This window comes from Melioribacteraceae bacterium 4301-Me, assembly GCA_041538185.1.
In the GTDB taxonomy this organism is placed as follows: Bacteria; Bacteroidota; Ignavibacteria; order Ignavibacteriales; family Melioribacteraceae; genus Pyranulibacter; species Pyranulibacter aquaticus.
Genome location: JBGORM010000009.1, coordinates 26,802 through 44,372 on the forward strand (window position 1 = coordinate 26,802; position 17,571 = coordinate 44,372).

Annotated in this window: 13 protein-coding genes; 4 read left to right on the forward strand and 9 right to left on the reverse strand. The window is 32.5% G+C overall.

Going from position 1 to position 17,571, the window contains the following annotated elements; translation table 11 throughout:
- Window position 1: 1 nt before the first annotated feature.
- From typA to ABRY23_12970, 4 genes are all read right to left on the reverse strand, one after another.
- Complete coding sequence (gene typA, locus ABRY23_12955; GenBank protein MFA3783962.1) at window positions 2–1,810, reverse strand: translational GTPase TypA; 1,809 nt, start codon at window positions 1,808–1,810, stop codon at window positions 2–4.
- Window positions 1,811–2,175: 365 nt separating this feature from the next.
- Window positions 2,176–2,427, reverse strand: a complete 252-nt coding sequence (locus ABRY23_12960) for a hypothetical protein (GenBank protein MFA3783963.1) — start codon at window positions 2,425–2,427, stop codon at window positions 2,176–2,178.
- Window positions 2,428–2,949: 522 nt separating this feature from the next.
- On the reverse strand, window positions 2,950–3,585 hold the full coding sequence (locus tag ABRY23_12965) for a response regulator (GenBank protein ID MFA3783964.1): 636 nt from the start codon (window positions 3,583–3,585) through the stop codon (window positions 2,950–2,952).
- Window positions 3,586–3,691: 106 nt separating this feature from the next.
- Window positions 3,692–6,925 carry a two-component regulator propeller domain-containing protein gene (locus ABRY23_12970; GenBank protein ID MFA3783965.1) on the reverse strand — a complete coding sequence of 1,078 codons (3,234 nt, stop codon included), beginning with the start codon at window positions 6,923–6,925 and terminating at the stop codon, window positions 3,692–3,694.
- Between the two features lie 269 nt (window positions 6,926–7,194).
- Between ABRY23_12970 and htpX the strand changes: the two genes are divergently transcribed.
- Window positions 7,195–8,052 carry a zinc metalloprotease HtpX gene (htpX, locus tag ABRY23_12975; GenBank protein MFA3783966.1) on the forward strand — a complete coding sequence of 286 codons (858 nt, stop codon included), beginning with the start codon at window positions 7,195–7,197 and terminating at the stop codon, window positions 8,050–8,052.
- Window positions 8,053–8,374: 322 nt separating this feature from the next.
- Here the strand turns inward: htpX and ABRY23_12980 are convergent, their stop codons facing one another.
- The 5 genes from ABRY23_12980 to ABRY23_13000 all read right to left on the reverse strand — a co-directional run bounded on the left by ABRY23_12980 (window position 8,375) and on the right by ABRY23_13000 (window position 13,913).
- The gene (locus tag ABRY23_12980; GenBank protein ID MFA3783967.1) at window positions 8,375–9,634 is read right to left on the reverse strand and encodes a cytochrome c3 family protein; all 1,260 of its coding nucleotides are present in this window, start codon (window positions 9,632–9,634) and stop codon (window positions 8,375–8,377) included.
- A gap of 10 nt (window positions 9,635–9,644) precedes the next feature.
- Window positions 9,645–10,727, reverse strand: a complete 1,083-nt coding sequence (locus ABRY23_12985) for a cytochrome bc complex cytochrome b subunit (protein MFA3783968.1) — start codon at window positions 10,725–10,727, stop codon at window positions 9,645–9,647.
- 3 nt (window positions 10,728–10,730) lie between these two features.
- The gene (locus tag ABRY23_12990) at window positions 10,731–11,162 is read right to left on the reverse strand and encodes a ubiquinol-cytochrome c reductase iron-sulfur subunit (GenBank protein MFA3783969.1); all 432 of its coding nucleotides are present in this window, start codon (window positions 11,160–11,162) and stop codon (window positions 10,731–10,733) included.
- Window positions 11,163–11,219: 57 nt separating this feature from the next.
- A complete protein-coding gene (locus ABRY23_12995) occupies window positions 11,220–12,896 on the reverse strand; it encodes a hypothetical protein (GenBank protein ID MFA3783970.1) in 1,677 nt (558 codons plus the stop codon).
- Between the two features lie 360 nt (window positions 12,897–13,256).
- Window positions 13,257–13,913, reverse strand: a complete 657-nt coding sequence (locus ABRY23_13000) for a peroxiredoxin (GenBank protein ID MFA3783971.1) — start codon at window positions 13,911–13,913, stop codon at window positions 13,257–13,259.
- Window positions 13,914–14,089: 176 nt separating this feature from the next.
- Here ABRY23_13000 and ABRY23_13005 point away from each other — a divergent pair, with 176 nt between their 5' ends.
- The 3 genes from ABRY23_13005 (at window position 14,090) to clpX (ending at window position 17,509) form a co-directional block, all read left to right on the forward strand.
- Entirely contained in the window at window positions 14,090–14,308 is a 219-nt protein-coding gene (locus ABRY23_13005; protein MFA3783972.1) for a Trm112 family protein, read from the forward strand.
- A 95-nt stretch (window positions 14,309–14,403) separates the two neighbouring features.
- Window positions 14,404–16,254 carry a tetratricopeptide repeat protein gene (locus ABRY23_13010; GenBank protein MFA3783973.1) on the forward strand — a complete coding sequence of 617 codons (1,851 nt, stop codon included), beginning with the start codon at window positions 14,404–14,406 and terminating at the stop codon, window positions 16,252–16,254.
- A gap of 1 nt (window position 16,255) precedes the next feature.
- Window positions 16,256–17,509: an ATP-dependent Clp protease ATP-binding subunit ClpX gene (gene clpX, locus ABRY23_13015; protein MFA3783974.1), complete on the forward strand. Its 1,254-nt coding sequence runs from the start codon at window positions 16,256–16,258 to the stop codon at window positions 17,507–17,509.
- Window positions 17,510–17,571: the final 62 nt, after the last annotated feature.

Sequence of the window (17,571 nt, forward strand, 5' to 3'; positions counted from 1 at the left end):
TTTATTTTGTTTTGCCTAGATTAAATTTCTTTCGCTCGTGAGGATCAAGGTAAACTTTCCTTAATCTTATAGATTTAGGTGTAACTTCTACCATTTCATCATCTTCAATATATTCGAGTGCTTCTTCCAGTGAAAATTTAATCGGTGGAATAATTTTAATTGCTTTGTCTGAACCAGATGCTCGCATGTTTGTTAGTTTTTTACCGCGTTGTACGTTTACTTCAATATCGTTTTCTTTTGAATGTTCGCCAACAATTTGTCCGCTATATACCATTTCGCCCGGTTCAATAAAAAATTTACCTCTATCTTGTAAAGAATCAATTGCATAAGCAGTTGCGGGTCCATCGCCGATTGATATCATAACGCCATTTCTTGTTTTACCTATTGAGCCTTTAAAATATTCGTATTGATAAAAGCGATGATGCATCACTGCTTCACCAGAAGTTGCAGTTAAAATTTTTGTTCTCAGGCCCATTATTCCTCGTGAAGGGATATGAAATTCGAGTTTGTTTAACGAGCCTTTATTTTCCATTTTAATTAACTCGCCTTTCCTTTGTCCTACTAATTCTATTACTTTTCCAGCATAAGCAGAGGGTACGTCAACTACAAGAATTTCAATTGGTTCGGCTTTTCTACCATCTATTTCTTTGTAAATAACTTTTGGTTCTCTTATTTGTAGTTCAAAACCTTCACGGCGCATGCTTTCAATTAAAATAGATAAATGTAATATTCCTCTGCCGGAAACCTTAAATGAATCTGGAGAATTTGTTTCTTGGACATCGAGTGCAACATTATGTTCTAGTTCTTTGTATAGCCTCTCTTTAATTTGACGTGAAGTTACATATTTTCCTTCCTTGCCATAAAAAGGAGAGTTGTTTACTGTAAACGTCATGCTTATTGTAGGCTCATCAATTGAAATTATTGGTAGCGGTTCTGGATTTAGGGTGTCTGCAATGGTATCGCCGATATCAACATCATCAATACCAACAATTGCGCAAATGTCGCCGCATTGCACTTCATCAACTTCAATTCTTGTAATTCCTTCAAAGACAAATATTTGTTTAATTGTAACGCTGTGTATCAGGCCATTTCTTTTAATAATGGACAAGTTGTTATTTTTGTTAAGAGTACCTCTAAAAACCCTGCCTATTCCAATTCTTCCCACATAGTCATTATAGTCTAAAGTGGTTATTTGAATTTGTAAAGTTCCACTTTGATGTTGTGGTGGTGGAATATCTTTTATGATAGAATCAAGAAGAGGTATTAAATTTTTTGGCTTTTCATTTAGATTTTTTGTTGCCCACCCTTCTCGTCCACTTGCATAGATTATAGGAAATTCTAATTGATTTTCATCTGCGCCAAGGTCTATAAATAAATCGAAAATTTCATTTAGCACCTCGTTTGGTCTGTTATCTGGTCGATCGATTTTATTAATAACTACAATTGGTTTTAAGTGAAGTGCCAAAGCTTTTTCTAGTACGAATCTTGTTTGTGGCATTGGACCTTCAAAAGAATCAACAAGAAGCAAAACACCATCTGCCATTTTCAACACACGTTCAACTTCACCTCCAAAATCCGCATGACCAGGAGTATCAATTAAGTTTATTTTATAATCTTTATAAGGGATGCTTATGTTTTTTGCAAGAATTGTAATCCCTCGTTCACGTTCAAGTTCATTTGAATCTAAGAACCTTTCTCTAACAATTTGATTTTTCCTGAATATCTCGCATTGTTTTAAAATTTGATCGACCAGTGTTGTTTTTCCGTGGTCAACGTGAGCAATTATAGCAACATTTCTAAGTTTTTTCAATTTATCACCTTTGTCATAAAATTTGGGGCGTTAATTAAACAAAACAGTAACAGCGTTTCAAGTATTTTATTTTTGTTTTTGTGTATGATACTTCTTAGAAAATAGTTTTTTTTATGAATATTCATCTTCGCCCAAATTAATAAATAATGGAGCTGTTGTAAATATTGATTGTAGAGTAAAACAAATCTGGTAATTGTAGCAGCAAAAAATATCAGAATACTTTGAACTTTATACCTTAAATGTAAGGAAAGAATTTTTCTTAATTAAACCTAAAAGGATAGCTGCAAAAAAATAATTATTGTTAGTAGGAATTGTAGGGAGACCTCCGGAAAGTTTATCCGAAGGCCTGCTGTAATCTAAAATTTTTACTTATTTGCCTGGTAAACAATTTTTCGCAATGTATCAAACTGAAGGTATGGGTATTCATCTCTAAGGGAATCGAGAGCATCACTTGCGCTTATTTTTTGAGAACGCAAGGATCTGTATTTTTTTCTAATTAAATAATCCCTTACGGACTTTTCATCAATAAGCTTACGACTTTGAAGAATTTCATATATATCATCGCTAATTAGATCCGATAAAGGATTGTTGGACAACTGATTATTTATCTTCTTCATTTTTTCCTCCTTATTTTGAGTTATTTACTCTTTATTCGGAACAATATAGTAATTGTAACTTTTGCCGTTTTAATGAATTTGTTTAATAGCCACTTCTATTTAACAATTAGCAAAATATTGTACAACTACATAATCATGTGATTTTTTTAAAGTTAATAAATAAAAATAAAGGTGAGGTTACATGAATATGCAGTATATAAGTTTTGTCATATCTGTCCAATATATTTTTTATTTTGTCCCTAAAGGGACTTAATCTATTTCTTTGTTCTTTATCCTATAAATATTTTGTCCTGAGGGGACAATAAAGCTTTGATTATGCATAAACCAATGTAATCCCTTTAGGGATTATATAGTTATAGAACAAATAAATATCAAACTGAAGTTAAAAGTCCCGTATGGACGAGATAGGGTTTGATTTACAAGACAAGTAGAATAGTTCAAAATCTTGAAGTTTTCTAAATTTATTTGGTAATTCATCCCTTCGGGATTTGATTTCAAAATTATTTTGGACAGCAGTGAGTTTTATATTAAACCTTTTCTAATGGCTTTTGCTACAGCTTCAGATTGCGAGTGTACGTGCAGTTTTCTATAAATATTCCTAATGTGGTGTCGAACAGTATCAACGCTTATAAATAGTCTATTAGCTATTTCTTGGTAATTATTTCCTTCAGCAAGAAAAGTTAATACATTTTTTTCGCGGTTAGTTAATTCGAAATCAGGCTTAGTAGTGTTGCCCCCTATTTTTTGGAATACAGTTATTACTTGTCGAGCGATTTGTGAACTCATTGGTGAACCTCCTTCATAAGCATCTTTAATTGCTTCGAGCAAACGGGCTGGAGGAGTTTTTTTGACTAGATAGCCGCATGCCCCAGCGCAAAGTGCGTTGAAGATTGAGTTGCTGTCTTCATAAATTGTAAGCATTAGAATATTTAAATTAGGTTTTGTTTGTTTTGCTTTTATAATGCACTCAACTCCGCTCATGCCTGGCAACCCAATATCCATCAAAACAACATCTGCATTCAATGTATTTAGGTGATTGAGAAATGACTCACAATCTGAAAAAGAACCGACACACCTGTAGCCATCAGTTGCATTAATTAAAACTGTTAATCCCTCTCGAATTGTGTTGTTATCTTCTATTATTGCTACTTTTATCATAAAGTTAATTAGCAAATTGTTTTTATTAAAGCGACCTCATTTTTTATTTGAGAATATAACTTTGTCTTTGCTTCATTCTGTTCGCAATAACAATTTTTGGAATAATTCAGAGTTCCCTTACAATTAATTTCTTTAATCGATTAATAAAATTAACTTTACTTGAAAACTTAATTTCAGTTCCAGCTCCAAGTTTAGAATTTATGGTAAGCCTACCTTGTATTTTTTCTGCCCGACTCTTCATGTTTATTAAGCCATTTCCTTTTTTAATGCTGTTAAAATCGATTCCTACTCCGTCATCTGATAAAGTTATTTGAAGTTCATCGTTGTTAATTTTTGCTTCGAGTAAAATTTTTTTACACTTACTGTATTTTATTGAATTGTTAATAGCTTCTTTAAAGATTAGAAATAAATTCTGTTTGTATTCGATTGGTAATTTAATGCTTGCAAGCTTTTCAACATAGGTTGTGCCGAACGAAATACCCATTGTATTTAATAAGTCGCTGTATGTGTCTTTTAGTTTTAATATTAAATCATATAATGAGTCTTTCATTGGATTAATTATCCATACTATATCGCTCATATTATCAATTAATAGACGAGATTTTTCGCTTATTAATTTCAGTTCGTTAGTAACTTCAGAAGAGAGTTTAATTTTAGAAGTGGCAATTTCACTAAGGATTGAAATTTCAGTTAGTCCAGCTCCAATATTATCATGAATATCGGCGGCTAATTTGGTTTTAAGTTTTTCTATCGATAATAAAGCTCTAAATCTAATTGTGCTTAAGTAATATACAGTTAAGCCAATAACGATTGTTAGTACAGTAATAAACCACCAGCGTTGCCAGAAAGGAGGTGAGATAATTATGTAGAGATTAGTTCCTTCCATATTCCAAAGTCCATCGTTATTAGAGCCTTTAACTTTAAAAATATATTTACCAGGAGAGAGATTAGTATAATTTGCCATTCTATTTTTTGAATTAACGTAATGCCAGTCCATGTCAAAGCCCTCTAATTTATATGCGTATAGATTATCGGGAGGGTAAGTAAAATCTAATGCGGCAAATTCGAACGAGAAAAAATTTTGGTTAAATTCAAGAATTAAAGTATCAGGCTCACCTGTAATGGGTTCATTAAAAATTCTTATTTTGCTAATAACTACAGGCGGGATGTATTGGTTATCTTTAATACTATCTGGATAAAAGTAATTAAGGCCATTAATGCCGCCGAAAAACATTTCTCCACTTGTTGATTTTGCAAATGCTCCTCCATTGAACTCCATACTTTGAATTCCATCGTGCAAATCGTATTGAATAAACTTGTTTGTTACAGTATTTAATTTAAATAGACCATTATCAGTACTTAACCATAAATTGTTTTTGTCGTCTTCTAAGATTCCATAAGTTACTGTACTATTGATTCTGTGTTTTTGATTATATCTAACAAATTTTTCTGTCTTTTTATCGAACTTGTTTAAGCCGCCTCCAAAAGTACCAACCCAAAGAAAGTTGTTCTCATCTTCATAAATTGATATGACTCTGTTATCACTTAAACTATTTATATCACTTGGAATATTTTTATAGGGAAAAAATTTTTGAGTTTCTTTATTAAACTTATTTAAGCCACCACCAAAAGTACCTATCCACAATATGCCTTCTTTATCTTCATAAATACAATAAATTCTGTTGTCACTTATACTAAATTGGTCATTAGGATTGTGGAGATATTTTTTAAAAGCAATCCTTCCATTTTGGTGAGGATTATATTTAAAATAATTTAAGCCTCCTCCAAAAGTTCCAATCCAAAAAGTTTTTGATGAGTCAATATATACAGCTTGAATCTGATTTGAACTGAGTGATGTTGTATCTTTATCCGAATGGAAGTAGTGCTGAAATTGTTTAGTCTTTTTATTGAACTTGTTGAGTCCCTTATCATAAGTACCAATCCACAAATTTCCCATACCATCATCCGCAATTGCTCTTATATGATTATCGCTAATACTGAAAGGATCATCTGCTTTGTGTATGTAGTAGGTGAAATGTAAATTTTTTCTGTCGAAGCAGTTTAACCCGCCTTTGTATGTGCCTATCCAAAGTATGGAATCTTTATCTGGGTAAATTGCCCATACCACCTCATCGTTAAGACCGACATTTTTTTGAGCGGCCCGGCTCAATCGATTAAACTTGACCAAGTTTCTTTCGATTTTGTTAATTCCTTTTCCAAGATGAGTACCGACCCAAATGTTGCCCGAACGGTCTTCAAAAAGTGATAATATATCATTCTTCGAAAGGGAATTGGGCATGGTAGGGTTGTTCTTAAAATTTGTGTAATTGTGTGTTTTTAAATCTAATCTGTCAAGTCCTCCTTCAAAGGTACCAACCCAATAATAATTCAAGTGGTCTTGTATGATAGCCATTACAATGTTGCTTGATAAAGAATTTAAGTTATTAGGTTTGTTTGTGTAATTTACAAAATGGATTTCTTCTTTGTTTTTGTTTAGTTCGGACTTATTTAAGATATTAAAACCTCCGCCGTATGTTCCAATTAATAAGTTGCCGTTGTTATCTAAAGAGAGGCATGTAATATTATTGCTGCTTAAGCTGTTTTTGTTAATTGGTGAAAAACTAAATTGAGCAATATCATAAGAATTCATCACTTTGTGGAAAGAATTATTTTCTTTGGGTGTAATTCTTACTAATCCGCCGCCTAAAGAACCTGCCCAAATATTCCCATAGGAATCAACAACAACAGATTTAATTCTATTGCTGGTAATATGTCTGTTGTTATTATCATTTTTATGGAATCTAAGAATTTCATTCTTTTTCTTATCGTATCTAATTAGACCCATTCCCCAAGTAGCTATCCACAAATAACCCTGTTTATCTTCAGCAATTGACATAATTGATTTCTCATTATTCCTTGAGAAGGGAAACGGGAATTCATATGATTTGCAAGGATTGTCATTAGCAAGGTTATCAAAGAGTTTTATTTTCTTAAAAATTTCTTTTTTTCTTTCAAACTTGTTTAAATATCCCATTATTGTCCCAATCCAAATATTACCATCTTTGTCTTCATATAATGAAAAAATACCATTATCGGAAATAGAATTTGAGTCTAATGGATCATTGTAATAAACTTTAAAAGAATAACCATCATATCTATTTAAGCCGTTTGCCGTGCCAATCCATAAGTAGCCTTTTTTATCTTGTATCATACAAAATGCGGTACTTTGAGACAGCCCATCCTCCATTCTAAGTTGTCTGAAAGTATATTCTTGATTTGACTGCTGGGCTAAAGTGCATACATTCAGAATAAATGCTAATAATAATTGATTATTTTTCATTTGCTAAAAAAATAGTTAATATCAAACAAATAATTAATAAAAATTGTTCATAAAACTATTAAAAGGGCATTACATAATAATTGATTTGCAATCTAAAAAGTAATATACATACTTTTCAAACCTTCTAATACTCCAAAATTCTTATTTCAGATGCAGAAGCATTAGGAACATTTATATCTGTTTATGTGTTATAAACTACCGAGTCTGTGAAATTTGTTATAAATATATATTCTAAATAAATTATAAATAAAAGTTTAGCGAGGGTTAATATGAACAGCGTTAAAACAGTTATATTAATGACAGCAATGATGATTCTCTTTATGATAGTGGGTTCGATGTTGGGGGGAGATACTGGTTTGATTATAGCTTTTATTTTTTCTTTGATGTTAAATTTTGGTGCTTATTGGTTTTCTGATAAAGTTGTATTAAGAATGTATGGGGCACGAGAAGTAACCGCAGAAGAAATGCCGCAGCTATATAATATAGTTAGAGAATTATCAATGAAGGCTGAGTTACCAATGCCTAGAATTTACATTATAGATAACCCAACTCCGAATGCTTTTGCAACTGGGCGAAACCCACAAAATAGTGCAGTAGCAGTGACAACTGGAATAATGAAGATATTGAATAAAGACGAACTTGAAGGAGTTCTCTCACATGAATTAACTCACGTGAAAAATCGTGATATTCTTGTAAGTACAATTGCAGCCACATTAGTCGGCACAATTACTTTTATTGCAAGGATGGCCGGGTGGGCGGCGATGTTTGGAGGTTATGGTAGCAGTAGGGACAGAAACAACAATGCGTTAGCTGACCTTGCTTTGATTATTTTAGCTCCCATTGCTGCTGTGCTGCTTCAACTTGCAATTTCCAGGTCGCGTGAATATATGGCTGATGCCGGCGGTGCTAAAATTTCTGGTAAGCCATTAGCCCTAGCTTCAGCATTGGAAAAGTTGACTAAGACTAATGAAGTTTTGCCAATGAAAAATGCAGGTCCATCAACCGCACATCTTTTTATTGTTAATCCCTTTAGCGGAAAGGCAATAATGAAGTTATTTTCTACTCATCCTCCTATTGAAGATAGAATTGAAAGACTTAAAGAAATAGCAAGTGGTAAAAAAATTTGACATATTTTTTTCTAACTACAACTTGGTGAATTCAAGCGAATTTTTGGGTTAAATATATTTTTGTAAAATTTTGCTGATTTTTTTGAGGAAGTAAAGTAGTGTTGTATGCAATAATATGTTTTTAGAGATAGTGTTTAATGCTTTGTTGCAATAACCTTTTCACAAGATTCTATCAAATCACGCCGGGGAGATTCCTATATTCATTTAGATTCGAGGTTCTTCTTCTTTGTCATGTTACTAATGTAGTTAAGAAAAAAATAAAGTATCATGAGAGTCCACCACCTCGTTAGAGATTAATGTTGCTCAGTAACTTTTCTTTGAATTACTTCCTTAAACTTTTGATTTTGAAAAACAATCCAACAGCAAGAATAAGAAAAACTGCAGTAGCAAAAGCAAAACCATTTCTTCTCGTGTAGTATTCATCGATTTGTGCATCAGCAAGGGATATAGCTTTTGTTGTAATGTCAATCCCCTTTATAATTGTCGAGCCTACCTTTACTGTATCAAATGTGTGAACAAGCGTACGAGATTCTATTAAATTTTGTTTTGCATCTTGTAAAAGATACCCAATTTCAATATCGTTCATACCTTTATCACGCACCTCAATTAATTTTTTTTCAGCAAGACTATATTTCGAATTAAGTGATGATAAATAACTGCTAATAGTTTTAGCAACAATATAGCCGTTATCGCCTTCGTTATGGCAGTCAATACAAGTAGAATTTTTTCCTACGCCGACCATATCGTCCGATGTTTTTTTAATCCCATGATTTCCATGGCACTGTTCGCAGCCATGATAATCAAGTTCTTTGAAGGGCTCAGCCATTGGTGATGCATTAAAGTAGTTCATGTTGTTAACGTGGCATGTACCACAAACATAAGATATTGAAGTTACTCCCGGCGGCATAGCACCGTGATTTCCATGACAATCATTGCATGCAGGTGCGCCCGTATCTTTTTTCTCTAATAAATCAATACCGTGCACACTTTTTACATATTCTGACATTTGATTGCTAGGTAAATTGTATTTATCCATTAATTCCTTGTTGCCATGGCATTTATTGCATGTGTTGGGAACATTTAAAGCGTACGTTGTTGACCTAGGGTCACTTGCTGGAAGTATACTGTGAGCGGTATGACAGCTAGTGCATTCCGCCACGTTTTTATCTCCTGCTTTTAATCTTTTGCCGTGCATACTTGTGTAATATTGCTCTACCTGGTCAGTAGCAATCCTTGGCTGGTAGGTTCTCATGATATTAATATTTGAGTGACATTTACCGCAAAATTGAGGTATATCTTTTTTATTTGGCACACCAACAAAACCCTTTGCTGGACTCATTGCAATGTCTTGGTCGTTGCTGTTTTTATCTCCGCCATGACAACCGGAACAAGAGAGACCTGAAATTCTGTGCACATCATAATTAGAATAATCATTTGGCAATATATCATTTTCTGTATGGCAGCTAACGCAGTAATCAATGGATTCGTCTTTGATTTCTTTTTTTTCTTTTTGAGCGTAGGTTAGAAGAGTAAAACTTATTGTAATAATAACTGTAAAAATTTTTGTTAAACTTTTTCTCATGTTTAGTTCCCTATAATAAATAACCTAAGATTGTCATTACAACTATAAATGATACCACTAAGATGCCAACAATAGTAATTGGCTGAATTTTCCAGTTAGGCTTTTCTTTTAATTTAATAAATGGGATTAGCATCCAAAGCAATCCAGCAAGACCAAAAGCTAACACGCCTAACAATTCACCATCAATAAATAAAATGTGAGCGGGGAGAAATTTCAGAGTTTGGAACATAAAAAGGAAATACCATTCTGGTTTTATACCGCTGGGTGCAGAAGCAAATGGGTCTGCCTTATTGCCAAGCTCCCAAGGGAAATAAAGAGCCAGAAAAATTATTACGTTAAAAACAATTAACCATAAAAGCGCATCCCTTAGGGCAAAGTCGGGAAAGAAAGGAATATATTTCTTTTTATCTTCGGGCAGATTTTTAAAATGTTCAGGTTCATGCATCCCTTGTCTTTGAATAAATAATAAATGCAGCACTAAAAAGAAAGTGAAAATTGCAGGCAATATTGCCACATGAATTCCAAAGAATCTTGATAAGGTGGCGCCAGTTACATCTTCGCCGCCTCTTAATATTACTCTTAGCTTTTCTCCTACTACAGGCAATATGCCAATTATGTCTGTTCCAACCTTAGTTGCAAAAAATGCAAGTTCGTTCCATGGCAATAAATATCCGCTAAATCCAAAAGCTAATGCAAGTGCTAAAATAACAAATCCAGTTATCCAAGTTAGCTCTCTTGGTTTTTTATAAGATTGAGTAAAGAAAACGCTAAACATGTGTAGAAAGGCGAAAAATATTAACAAATTTGCAGACCAGCTGTGAACATTTCGAATAAGCCAGCCGAATTTTACTTCTGTAACAATAAACCTGACACTTTCGTATGCGCTGTCTTCGCCCGGCTTATAGTAAAGTAAAAGTAAAATTCCTGTTACTAGTTGAATAAAAAAGAGAAAAAGTGTAACGCCGCCTAAATAATACCAAAGCGAATGTTTATGAATGGGCACTTTTTTGTGGAGTAGAAGATTTCGTATTGGTGTTAGGTCAAACCTTTCATCCAACCAAGAAACTAAATTTGATGTAATTTTTTTCATCATAATTTAACCTGCAGATGTAATTACAATTTCGTCGTTAATTATTTTTACATCGTATGGAGTTAATGGTCTTGGTGGCGGTCCAGAAACATTCCTGCCATTAAGATCATAAATACCGTTATGGCACGCACACCAGATTTGGTGGGTATCACTTTTGTATTGTACTATGCACTCTAAATGAGTGCATGTTGCAGATAATGCCTTAAAGTCTCCTTCAACAGTTTTTATGAGAATTACCGGCTTCCTTCCAAATTTTACAATCTTATAACTGTTATTTGGAAAATCCGATGCTGAGCCGACTTTAACTGAATTTACTTTTGGTTCTGAAATTTTAGGGGGAATTAAATATGAAAAGATTGGATAAAATATTGCCCCCAAACCAGCAATTCCACTAAGACTTAATAAAATATTCAAGAATTTTTTTCTATTGAGTGTCATTTTCTTTTATTTGTTATTTAGTTCGAAAATTTGTGATTAATTTTATTATTCTTTGTGTTAGTTTACAGTTGTAACATTTTTATTCTCATTATCTTCTTTTTCTGTATCCTCCTTCAACTTAAATTTTGTATAAAGAATAGAAGTAATAATAAGAACTATTCCCAATGCCAAGAAGGATATTATTCTATAGCTAGGTTCTAACATCGTAATTCCGATAATCAGAACATATATAATTGTAAGAACCAAAGTAAGAAGTGCCATCCATCTGTATTTTTTGTTGTTCAGCAGTTTGCTCATCAAATAATAAAATAGTGCAACACCAATCCAAGAAAGACTAACATATTGTTGTGGAATAATATGATATAATGCATAGGGAAACATGAAAAATGCCGTTACTAAGTATGCAATTCTCATCTTTTCTGTTTTTAACTCTAATCGGTCTTTTTGCCAGTTTAAGATTCTCGCACTTAGAAGCGCTACGAACCCAAAGCTTAAACTTACCCATCCTATTCTGCCAGCAAGAATTAAATAAGCAATAAACAACAATAAATAGATTATGAAATTTGCAACAACTATAAACTTTGAACGGAACCAAATTGCAGTGGAAACCACAAGTAAACTTTGCCAGCAAAGCCATATAAAAAAGTTAGGCAAGGTGAACTTAGAAATTATTGCAACGCTTAAAGCAAAATATCCTAATAACGAATAAAAGAAAGTAGAGTATTTGCTTTTTTCTTTAACCCAAAACAAAATCGATATCAATAGGAATACAATTGATGCTATAAAATGTGATAACGGCAGTAACTCTTTGAACTTGGAAACAGTAATTATTAAAAACAAACCATAAGAACCAGCACAATTAATCATTGTGCTGATTATAATCTTATAATCTTCTTGTTTAGTTTTATCTCTAAAAAGATTTCCTACTGAAATAATAAAGGCATATATTAAAAGAGATATAACAGTAATGTAAGGTAATTTTAAGGTATGAATTTCGTTCCCTAATAAGGGATTATTTATGAACATCAAAAAGAATGTAAAATAAATTAGAAAAATGCTGTAAGTGTAAAACCCTTCCCAATTAAATTTATTCTTAAACAAAACTGTTAAAATAGAGGAAAACAAAAGTGCTGAAGTAATGAAATAAATTTCATTGCTAATTAATGCTGTTGTTAACAAAAGGGTAATTCCCAAACTGCTGAGATAGGATGACTTTCTTTTGTATGATGCAATTAAATAAATAATATTTGTGAAAATTAATAAGATTATTTCTGTAGTAAGATTTTCAATTAAAGGAACAGTCCCAAAAAAATGCAATCGCAGTGTTGTGAAGTAAAGTAAAAGAAGGCCGCCGCCAAATAAATATTTTGATACAAAAGCATAATTTTTTCTCCAATAGTAAGAAAGCAGTATTAATATAGATACCATAACATAACCAATAGCTATTGGGAATAATGGGGGGAGATTGTTATAAGGGAAGGTTAGAAGAAAAATTATTCCTAATGCTAAAATAACAATGCCGCTCTTTGCAAACCAAAATTGTCCAATTTGCAATTCAAGCTTATCAGTTTTATCAGAAGATTTAATTTGTAGAAATTGTGGAATTTTTATATCTGACTGAATCGAATAGTTTTCAAGATTAAGAAGGTTTTCTAAGCGAGAAATTCTTGATTCTAAATTTTTTAAATAATTTAAAATCTGGCTGAGGTTTATCTCATTTGAAGAAGCATCCATAATTAATATCCTTGGATGTTTATTTTTCTTCTTATTACAACTTCGCCTATTCTCTTAGCTAAAAGAAAAGGCTATAATTTATATTAATGCTTATAATTATTTTCTAAGAAAGTTTTAATGAGATAATCAGCCATAAATTCTGATTTGAAAATAATTTTATTGATGGGATAATGCAAGCTAAAAAATCAAAAAAAATTCAAGTAAAATGGATGCTTTGACTTTTTTGATTAAGAAAAAAGCGAAGCAGAGCTTAAAGTAAAAATTTTTTGAGGAGGGTTTTTTAGCTAAGAAAATCAATGATAGTAAACAGAAATTTTATTTAGTTCAGCCCGCTTCGCTTTTTAATGCTAAAAAGGAGAATTATTTATCAAGACTTTTATAAGTGAACCACCAATCGTATCCGTCTTTCACCTTTAATCTTTCTTCAGCACCTGTAACATCTTTAGGCGGAGGTATAATAACTTTATCACCAATTAATTCGTTATTAGGCCAATTTTCGGGCATAGCAACCTTGTTTTTGTCTGAAATTTGTAATGCCTTTAATGCCCTTAAAATCTCATCGATTTGTCTGCCAACTTCTTGTGGATAGTAAATCATTAGTCTTATAATTCCCTCAGGGTCAACAATAAAGACCGCTCTTACGGTATTTGTGCCTTTACTGGGATGGATCATTCCAAGTTTACTGCCGACTTTGCCCATATCATCAGCAATTACTGGAAAAGGTATTTTAACACCAACTTTCTCATTAATCCATTCAATCCATTTAATGTGAGAGAAAATCTGGTCAATTGATAATCCAATTAGTTCAGCATTCAGTTTCTTAAATTGGTCGCTTCTTTTTGCAAAAGCTATAAATTCAGTTGTACAAACTGGAGTAAAGTCAGCTGGGTGGCTGAATAAAACAAACCACTTGCCTTTCATATCGTCCGGCAGTTTCATCATACCATGTGTGGTTTGAACTTCCATGCTTGGGAATTTCTCGCCTAATAAAGGAATTCCGCTTCTTGTTTCTTCCATTTTTCTGCCTCCTAATTAATAAACTAATTTTTTAGCCAAATAAAAAAAGTTGCACTTTAAATTTACTTAATAGGTTTACCCCTTTCAATTTTTGCTAAGAGAATTAAGAATTCATTGTATATCTACTTGCATTTGATTTAATTTGCACTCAAATAATTAACAAATGAGCACTAAAGATGATAAGTAAAGAATTACTCGAAGCTATATGTTGTGTGGAATCGGGTGCTGACCTGATTGTTGATGGCGACTATCTTGTCTCTACCGATATAAACACCAGAAGAAGGTATAGAATTGAAAATGGTATACCCATCTTACTCATCGAACAATCAGAAAAACTTGATTTGGAAACCTGGAAAAATATTATGAAAAAGCATGGTAAAACTTTTAATGATTGATTTATTTTATTCTTTCTTTACCTGTTTGTTGAGGGTTAATTTTTAGATTTATACTGATAATAAAGTGAATTTCTGAAAGATTATTTTTGTTTTATATGAAAAGGCACATATTAGTTCTGTTAATATTTTTTGTCGCAAGTCAAATTGCTGCCCAATTACAACAGTCGCTAAATAACAAATATCAACTTGCACAAAGTTTTGAACAGGATGGTCAATTAGAAAAAGCGGCTTCACTCTTTCTTGAACTTTATAATGCACAGCCGAACAATCCAATTTATTTAGAAGACTTAAATCGGGTTTATTTGAAGCAGAAGAAGTATGATTTATCTGTACAATTGCTTTTAGATGGTATTAAAGCAAGGCCGACTGACATTACACTCTACGGGTTACTTGGTTCTACTTATTTTATTATGGATGACAAAGACAAAGCACATGAAGCTTGGGATAATGGTATAAAATCTAATTCAGAGTCAATTACTGCATATCGTTTGATGGCAAATTATGCTTTGCAAAACAGAGATTTTGAGACTGCTGTTAAATATTTGAAAGAAGCAAAAAGAAAATCTGCCGACCCGTTAATTTTTTCTTATGACTTAGCTAATATTTATTCTTCACAAATGGATTTTGCTTCTGCAATGAAAGAATATTGTGAACTTTTGGTTCAAAAACCAAATCAAATTGATGTGGTAAAAGCAAGAATTCAAAATTATATTAGTCGGCCAGGTTCTCTACCACAATCTTTAGATATAGTTAACAACTTCCTAAAAAGCAGTAGGTCGCCGGTTCTTTATGACCTGCTTGCTTTTCTTTATATGCAAGCTGATAATTACGAGGCTGCTCTTAATTCAATAATAAAATATGATGAGTTAATAAATTCTCAAGGTGTTCGACTTTTGGGGTTCGCTCAAGAAGCAATGAGGAATAACAAGTATGAACAGGCTACTAAAGCATATAAATTAATTATTGATAAATATAAGAACTCATCTTTATTGCCTATTGCTCATTTAGGTTATACAAAAACATTGGAGGCTTTAACAGACCAAAAATATTCAGATAGTACAGAAAATTGGAAGCCATATAAAAAATTAAAAGTTGTGGGAAAAGAAGATTACTTAAAAGTTATTGACGCATATAAAAGCTTAATCAATATTAATAACAATTCGGCCATTAAAGATGAAGCAGTATTTCGAATGGCAATGATATATAAAGATAAACTTTTAGATTTTTACAAGGCTGACAGTCTTTTAACAATAGATTCAAAACTTTCTCCATCAAGTGAATTTGGCGTTAAAGCAAATATTGAATTAGGGAAGGTTAAAATTTATCAAGGTGAGTTAAAATCTGCGGCAGATTTTTTTGAAAAAGTTGAGAAAAATCCGAGAGCTTCAATAAATCTTAAGAATGAAGCTGCATATTACAATGCTAAGATTTTATTTTGGTCTAATAAATTTAAAGAAGCACTTTCTAAGTTAAACCAGGTACAATCAAATTTAGCTTATTCTTTTGCCAACGATGCAATTGCATTGTCGTTTCTAATATCCATCTCAAAAAATGATTCAACAGCCCTATCAAATTATGCGGCTATTGATTTACTTACTGAACGAAACAAAATTTCTGATGCGATAGAAAAAATCAAAGATTTCTTGCCTAAGCTAAGCTCGTTTATACTTAAGGACTTAATAACGGTTAAATATGCTGAACTTTTAATTGCAGAAAACAATTACCCAATTGCAATAAAAATTCTTGAGGGGACAGTTAGTCAAAAACCAGCAAGTATATATTCAGACAAATCAATGTTTTTATTAGGTAAAATTTACCAATTTGCTATAAATGACCGAATTAAAGCATTAGAAAATTATACAAGGCTACTTGAAAGTTTCCCTAACTCATTATATCTTGAAGAAGTTCGTGAACAAATAAATGCTTTAACAACTAAAGGCGGTTAAAATGACAGAGGATAATAGCGGTAAAACGGTTAAATGTTCCTTTTGCGGAAGAGACGGTTCAGAGGTAACAAGTATGGTCGCCGGTCCTGATGTTTATATCTGTGATATCTGTATTAAAACTAGCGTCGATATTTTGAAAAATAATTTATCGTCTTTTAGTAGAAAGGAAAAGTTTCATGCCTCGTTAACTCCTGAGATGATTAAAAAAGCTTTAGATGAATATGTAATTGACCAAGATAAAGCAAAAAAAATATTAGCGGTTGCTGTTTATAATCACTATAAAAGAATTTCCAGTTCCTCTTCAATGTTTGATTTGGATGATGTTGAAATTGAAAAGAGCAATATTTTGTTGATTGGTCCTACTGGTGTAGGAAAAACCTTATTGGCTCAAACGCTTGCAAAAATTTTAGACGTCCCCTTTGCAATTGCAGACGCTACAACACTTACCGAAGCCGGTTACGTAGGTGATGATGTTGAAACAGTATTGGTGCGTTTGCTTCAAGCTGCTGATTACAATTTGGACAAGGCGCAAAAAGGAATTGTTTACATCGATGAAATAGATAAAATTTCTAGAAAAAGTGAAAGTACGTCAATTACAAGAGATGTGTCGGGCGAAGGCGTTCAACAAGCACTATTAAAAATATTGGAAGGTACAGTTGCAGGTGTTCCTCCCCGCGGGGGCAGAAAACACCCTGAACAAAGTCTAATAAACGTTAACACAAAAAATATTCTTTTTATTTGTGGCGGCGCTTTTGATGGAATTGAATCTATAATTGCTTCTCGTATAAACAAAAATACAATTGGCTTTGATACCGAAATAAATAATACAATAAAAGAAGATAGAGATAATCTTGTGCAAAAGGTTTTACCGGAAGATTTAATTAAGTATGGACTTATACCAGAGTTAGTGGGAAGACTTCCAATTATTGCACCATTAAATTCGTTAAACGAAAAAGCACTAAAGAACATTTTAACTGAACCAAAAAATGCTATTATTAAACAATACAAAAAACTTTTCATGATGGAAGGTGTTGAACTGGAATTCGATCAGAAAGCTTTAGATGAAATTGTTAAAATAACTCTTAAAAGAAAAACAGGTGCACGGGCATTGCGTTCTATTGTTGAGGGTATATTGTTGGATGTAATGTATGAATTGCCAACTTTGGATAATGTGGATAAATGCTTAATTACCCGCGATACTGTAGTGAAAGGCGAAAAACCTTTGTTCATTGAATCAGACCGTAAGACCGCCTAAGTATTCTTTAGGTCTTTTACTTATCCATTGCAGAAAGAAAAATGCAAATCTATTTTTGCCTT

Excerpts from the sequence above, each read along its gene's own strand:
- ABRY23_12960 (MFA3783963.1), bottom strand. The coding sequence starts at position 2,427 with ATGAAGAAGATAAATAATCAGTTGTCCAACAATCCTTTATCGGATCTA.
- ABRY23_12965 (MFA3783964.1), bottom strand. The coding sequence starts at position 3,585 with ATGATAAAAGTAGCAATAATAGAAGATAACAACACAATTCGAGAGGGA.
- ABRY23_12970 (MFA3783965.1), bottom strand. The coding sequence starts at position 6,925 with ATGAAAAATAATCAATTATTATTAGCATTTATTCTGAATGTATGCACT.
- htpX (MFA3783966.1), top strand. The coding sequence starts at position 7,195 with ATGAACAGCGTTAAAACAGTTATATTAATGACAGCAATGATGATTCTC.
- ABRY23_12980 (MFA3783967.1), bottom strand. The coding sequence starts at position 9,634 with ATGAGAAAAAGTTTAACAAAAATTTTTACAGTTATTATTACAATAAGT.
- ABRY23_12985 (MFA3783968.1), bottom strand. The coding sequence starts at position 10,727 with ATGATGAAAAAAATTACATCAAATTTAGTTTCTTGGTTGGATGAAAGG.
- ABRY23_12990 (MFA3783969.1), bottom strand. The coding sequence starts at position 11,162 with ATGACACTCAATAGAAAAAAATTCTTGAATATTTTATTAAGTCTTAGT.
- ABRY23_12995 (MFA3783970.1), bottom strand. The coding sequence starts at position 12,896 with ATGGATGCTTCTTCAAATGAGATAAACCTCAGCCAGATTTTAAATTAT.
- ABRY23_13000 (MFA3783971.1), bottom strand. The coding sequence starts at position 13,913 with ATGGAAGAAACAAGAAGCGGAATTCCTTTATTAGGCGAGAAATTCCCA.
- ABRY23_13005 (MFA3783972.1), top strand. The coding sequence starts at position 14,090 with ATGATAAGTAAAGAATTACTCGAAGCTATATGTTGTGTGGAATCGGGT.
- ABRY23_13010 (MFA3783973.1), top strand. The coding sequence starts at position 14,404 with ATGAAAAGGCACATATTAGTTCTGTTAATATTTTTTGTCGCAAGTCAA.
- clpX (MFA3783974.1), top strand. The coding sequence starts at position 16,256 with ATGACAGAGGATAATAGCGGTAAAACGGTTAAATGTTCCTTTTGCGGA.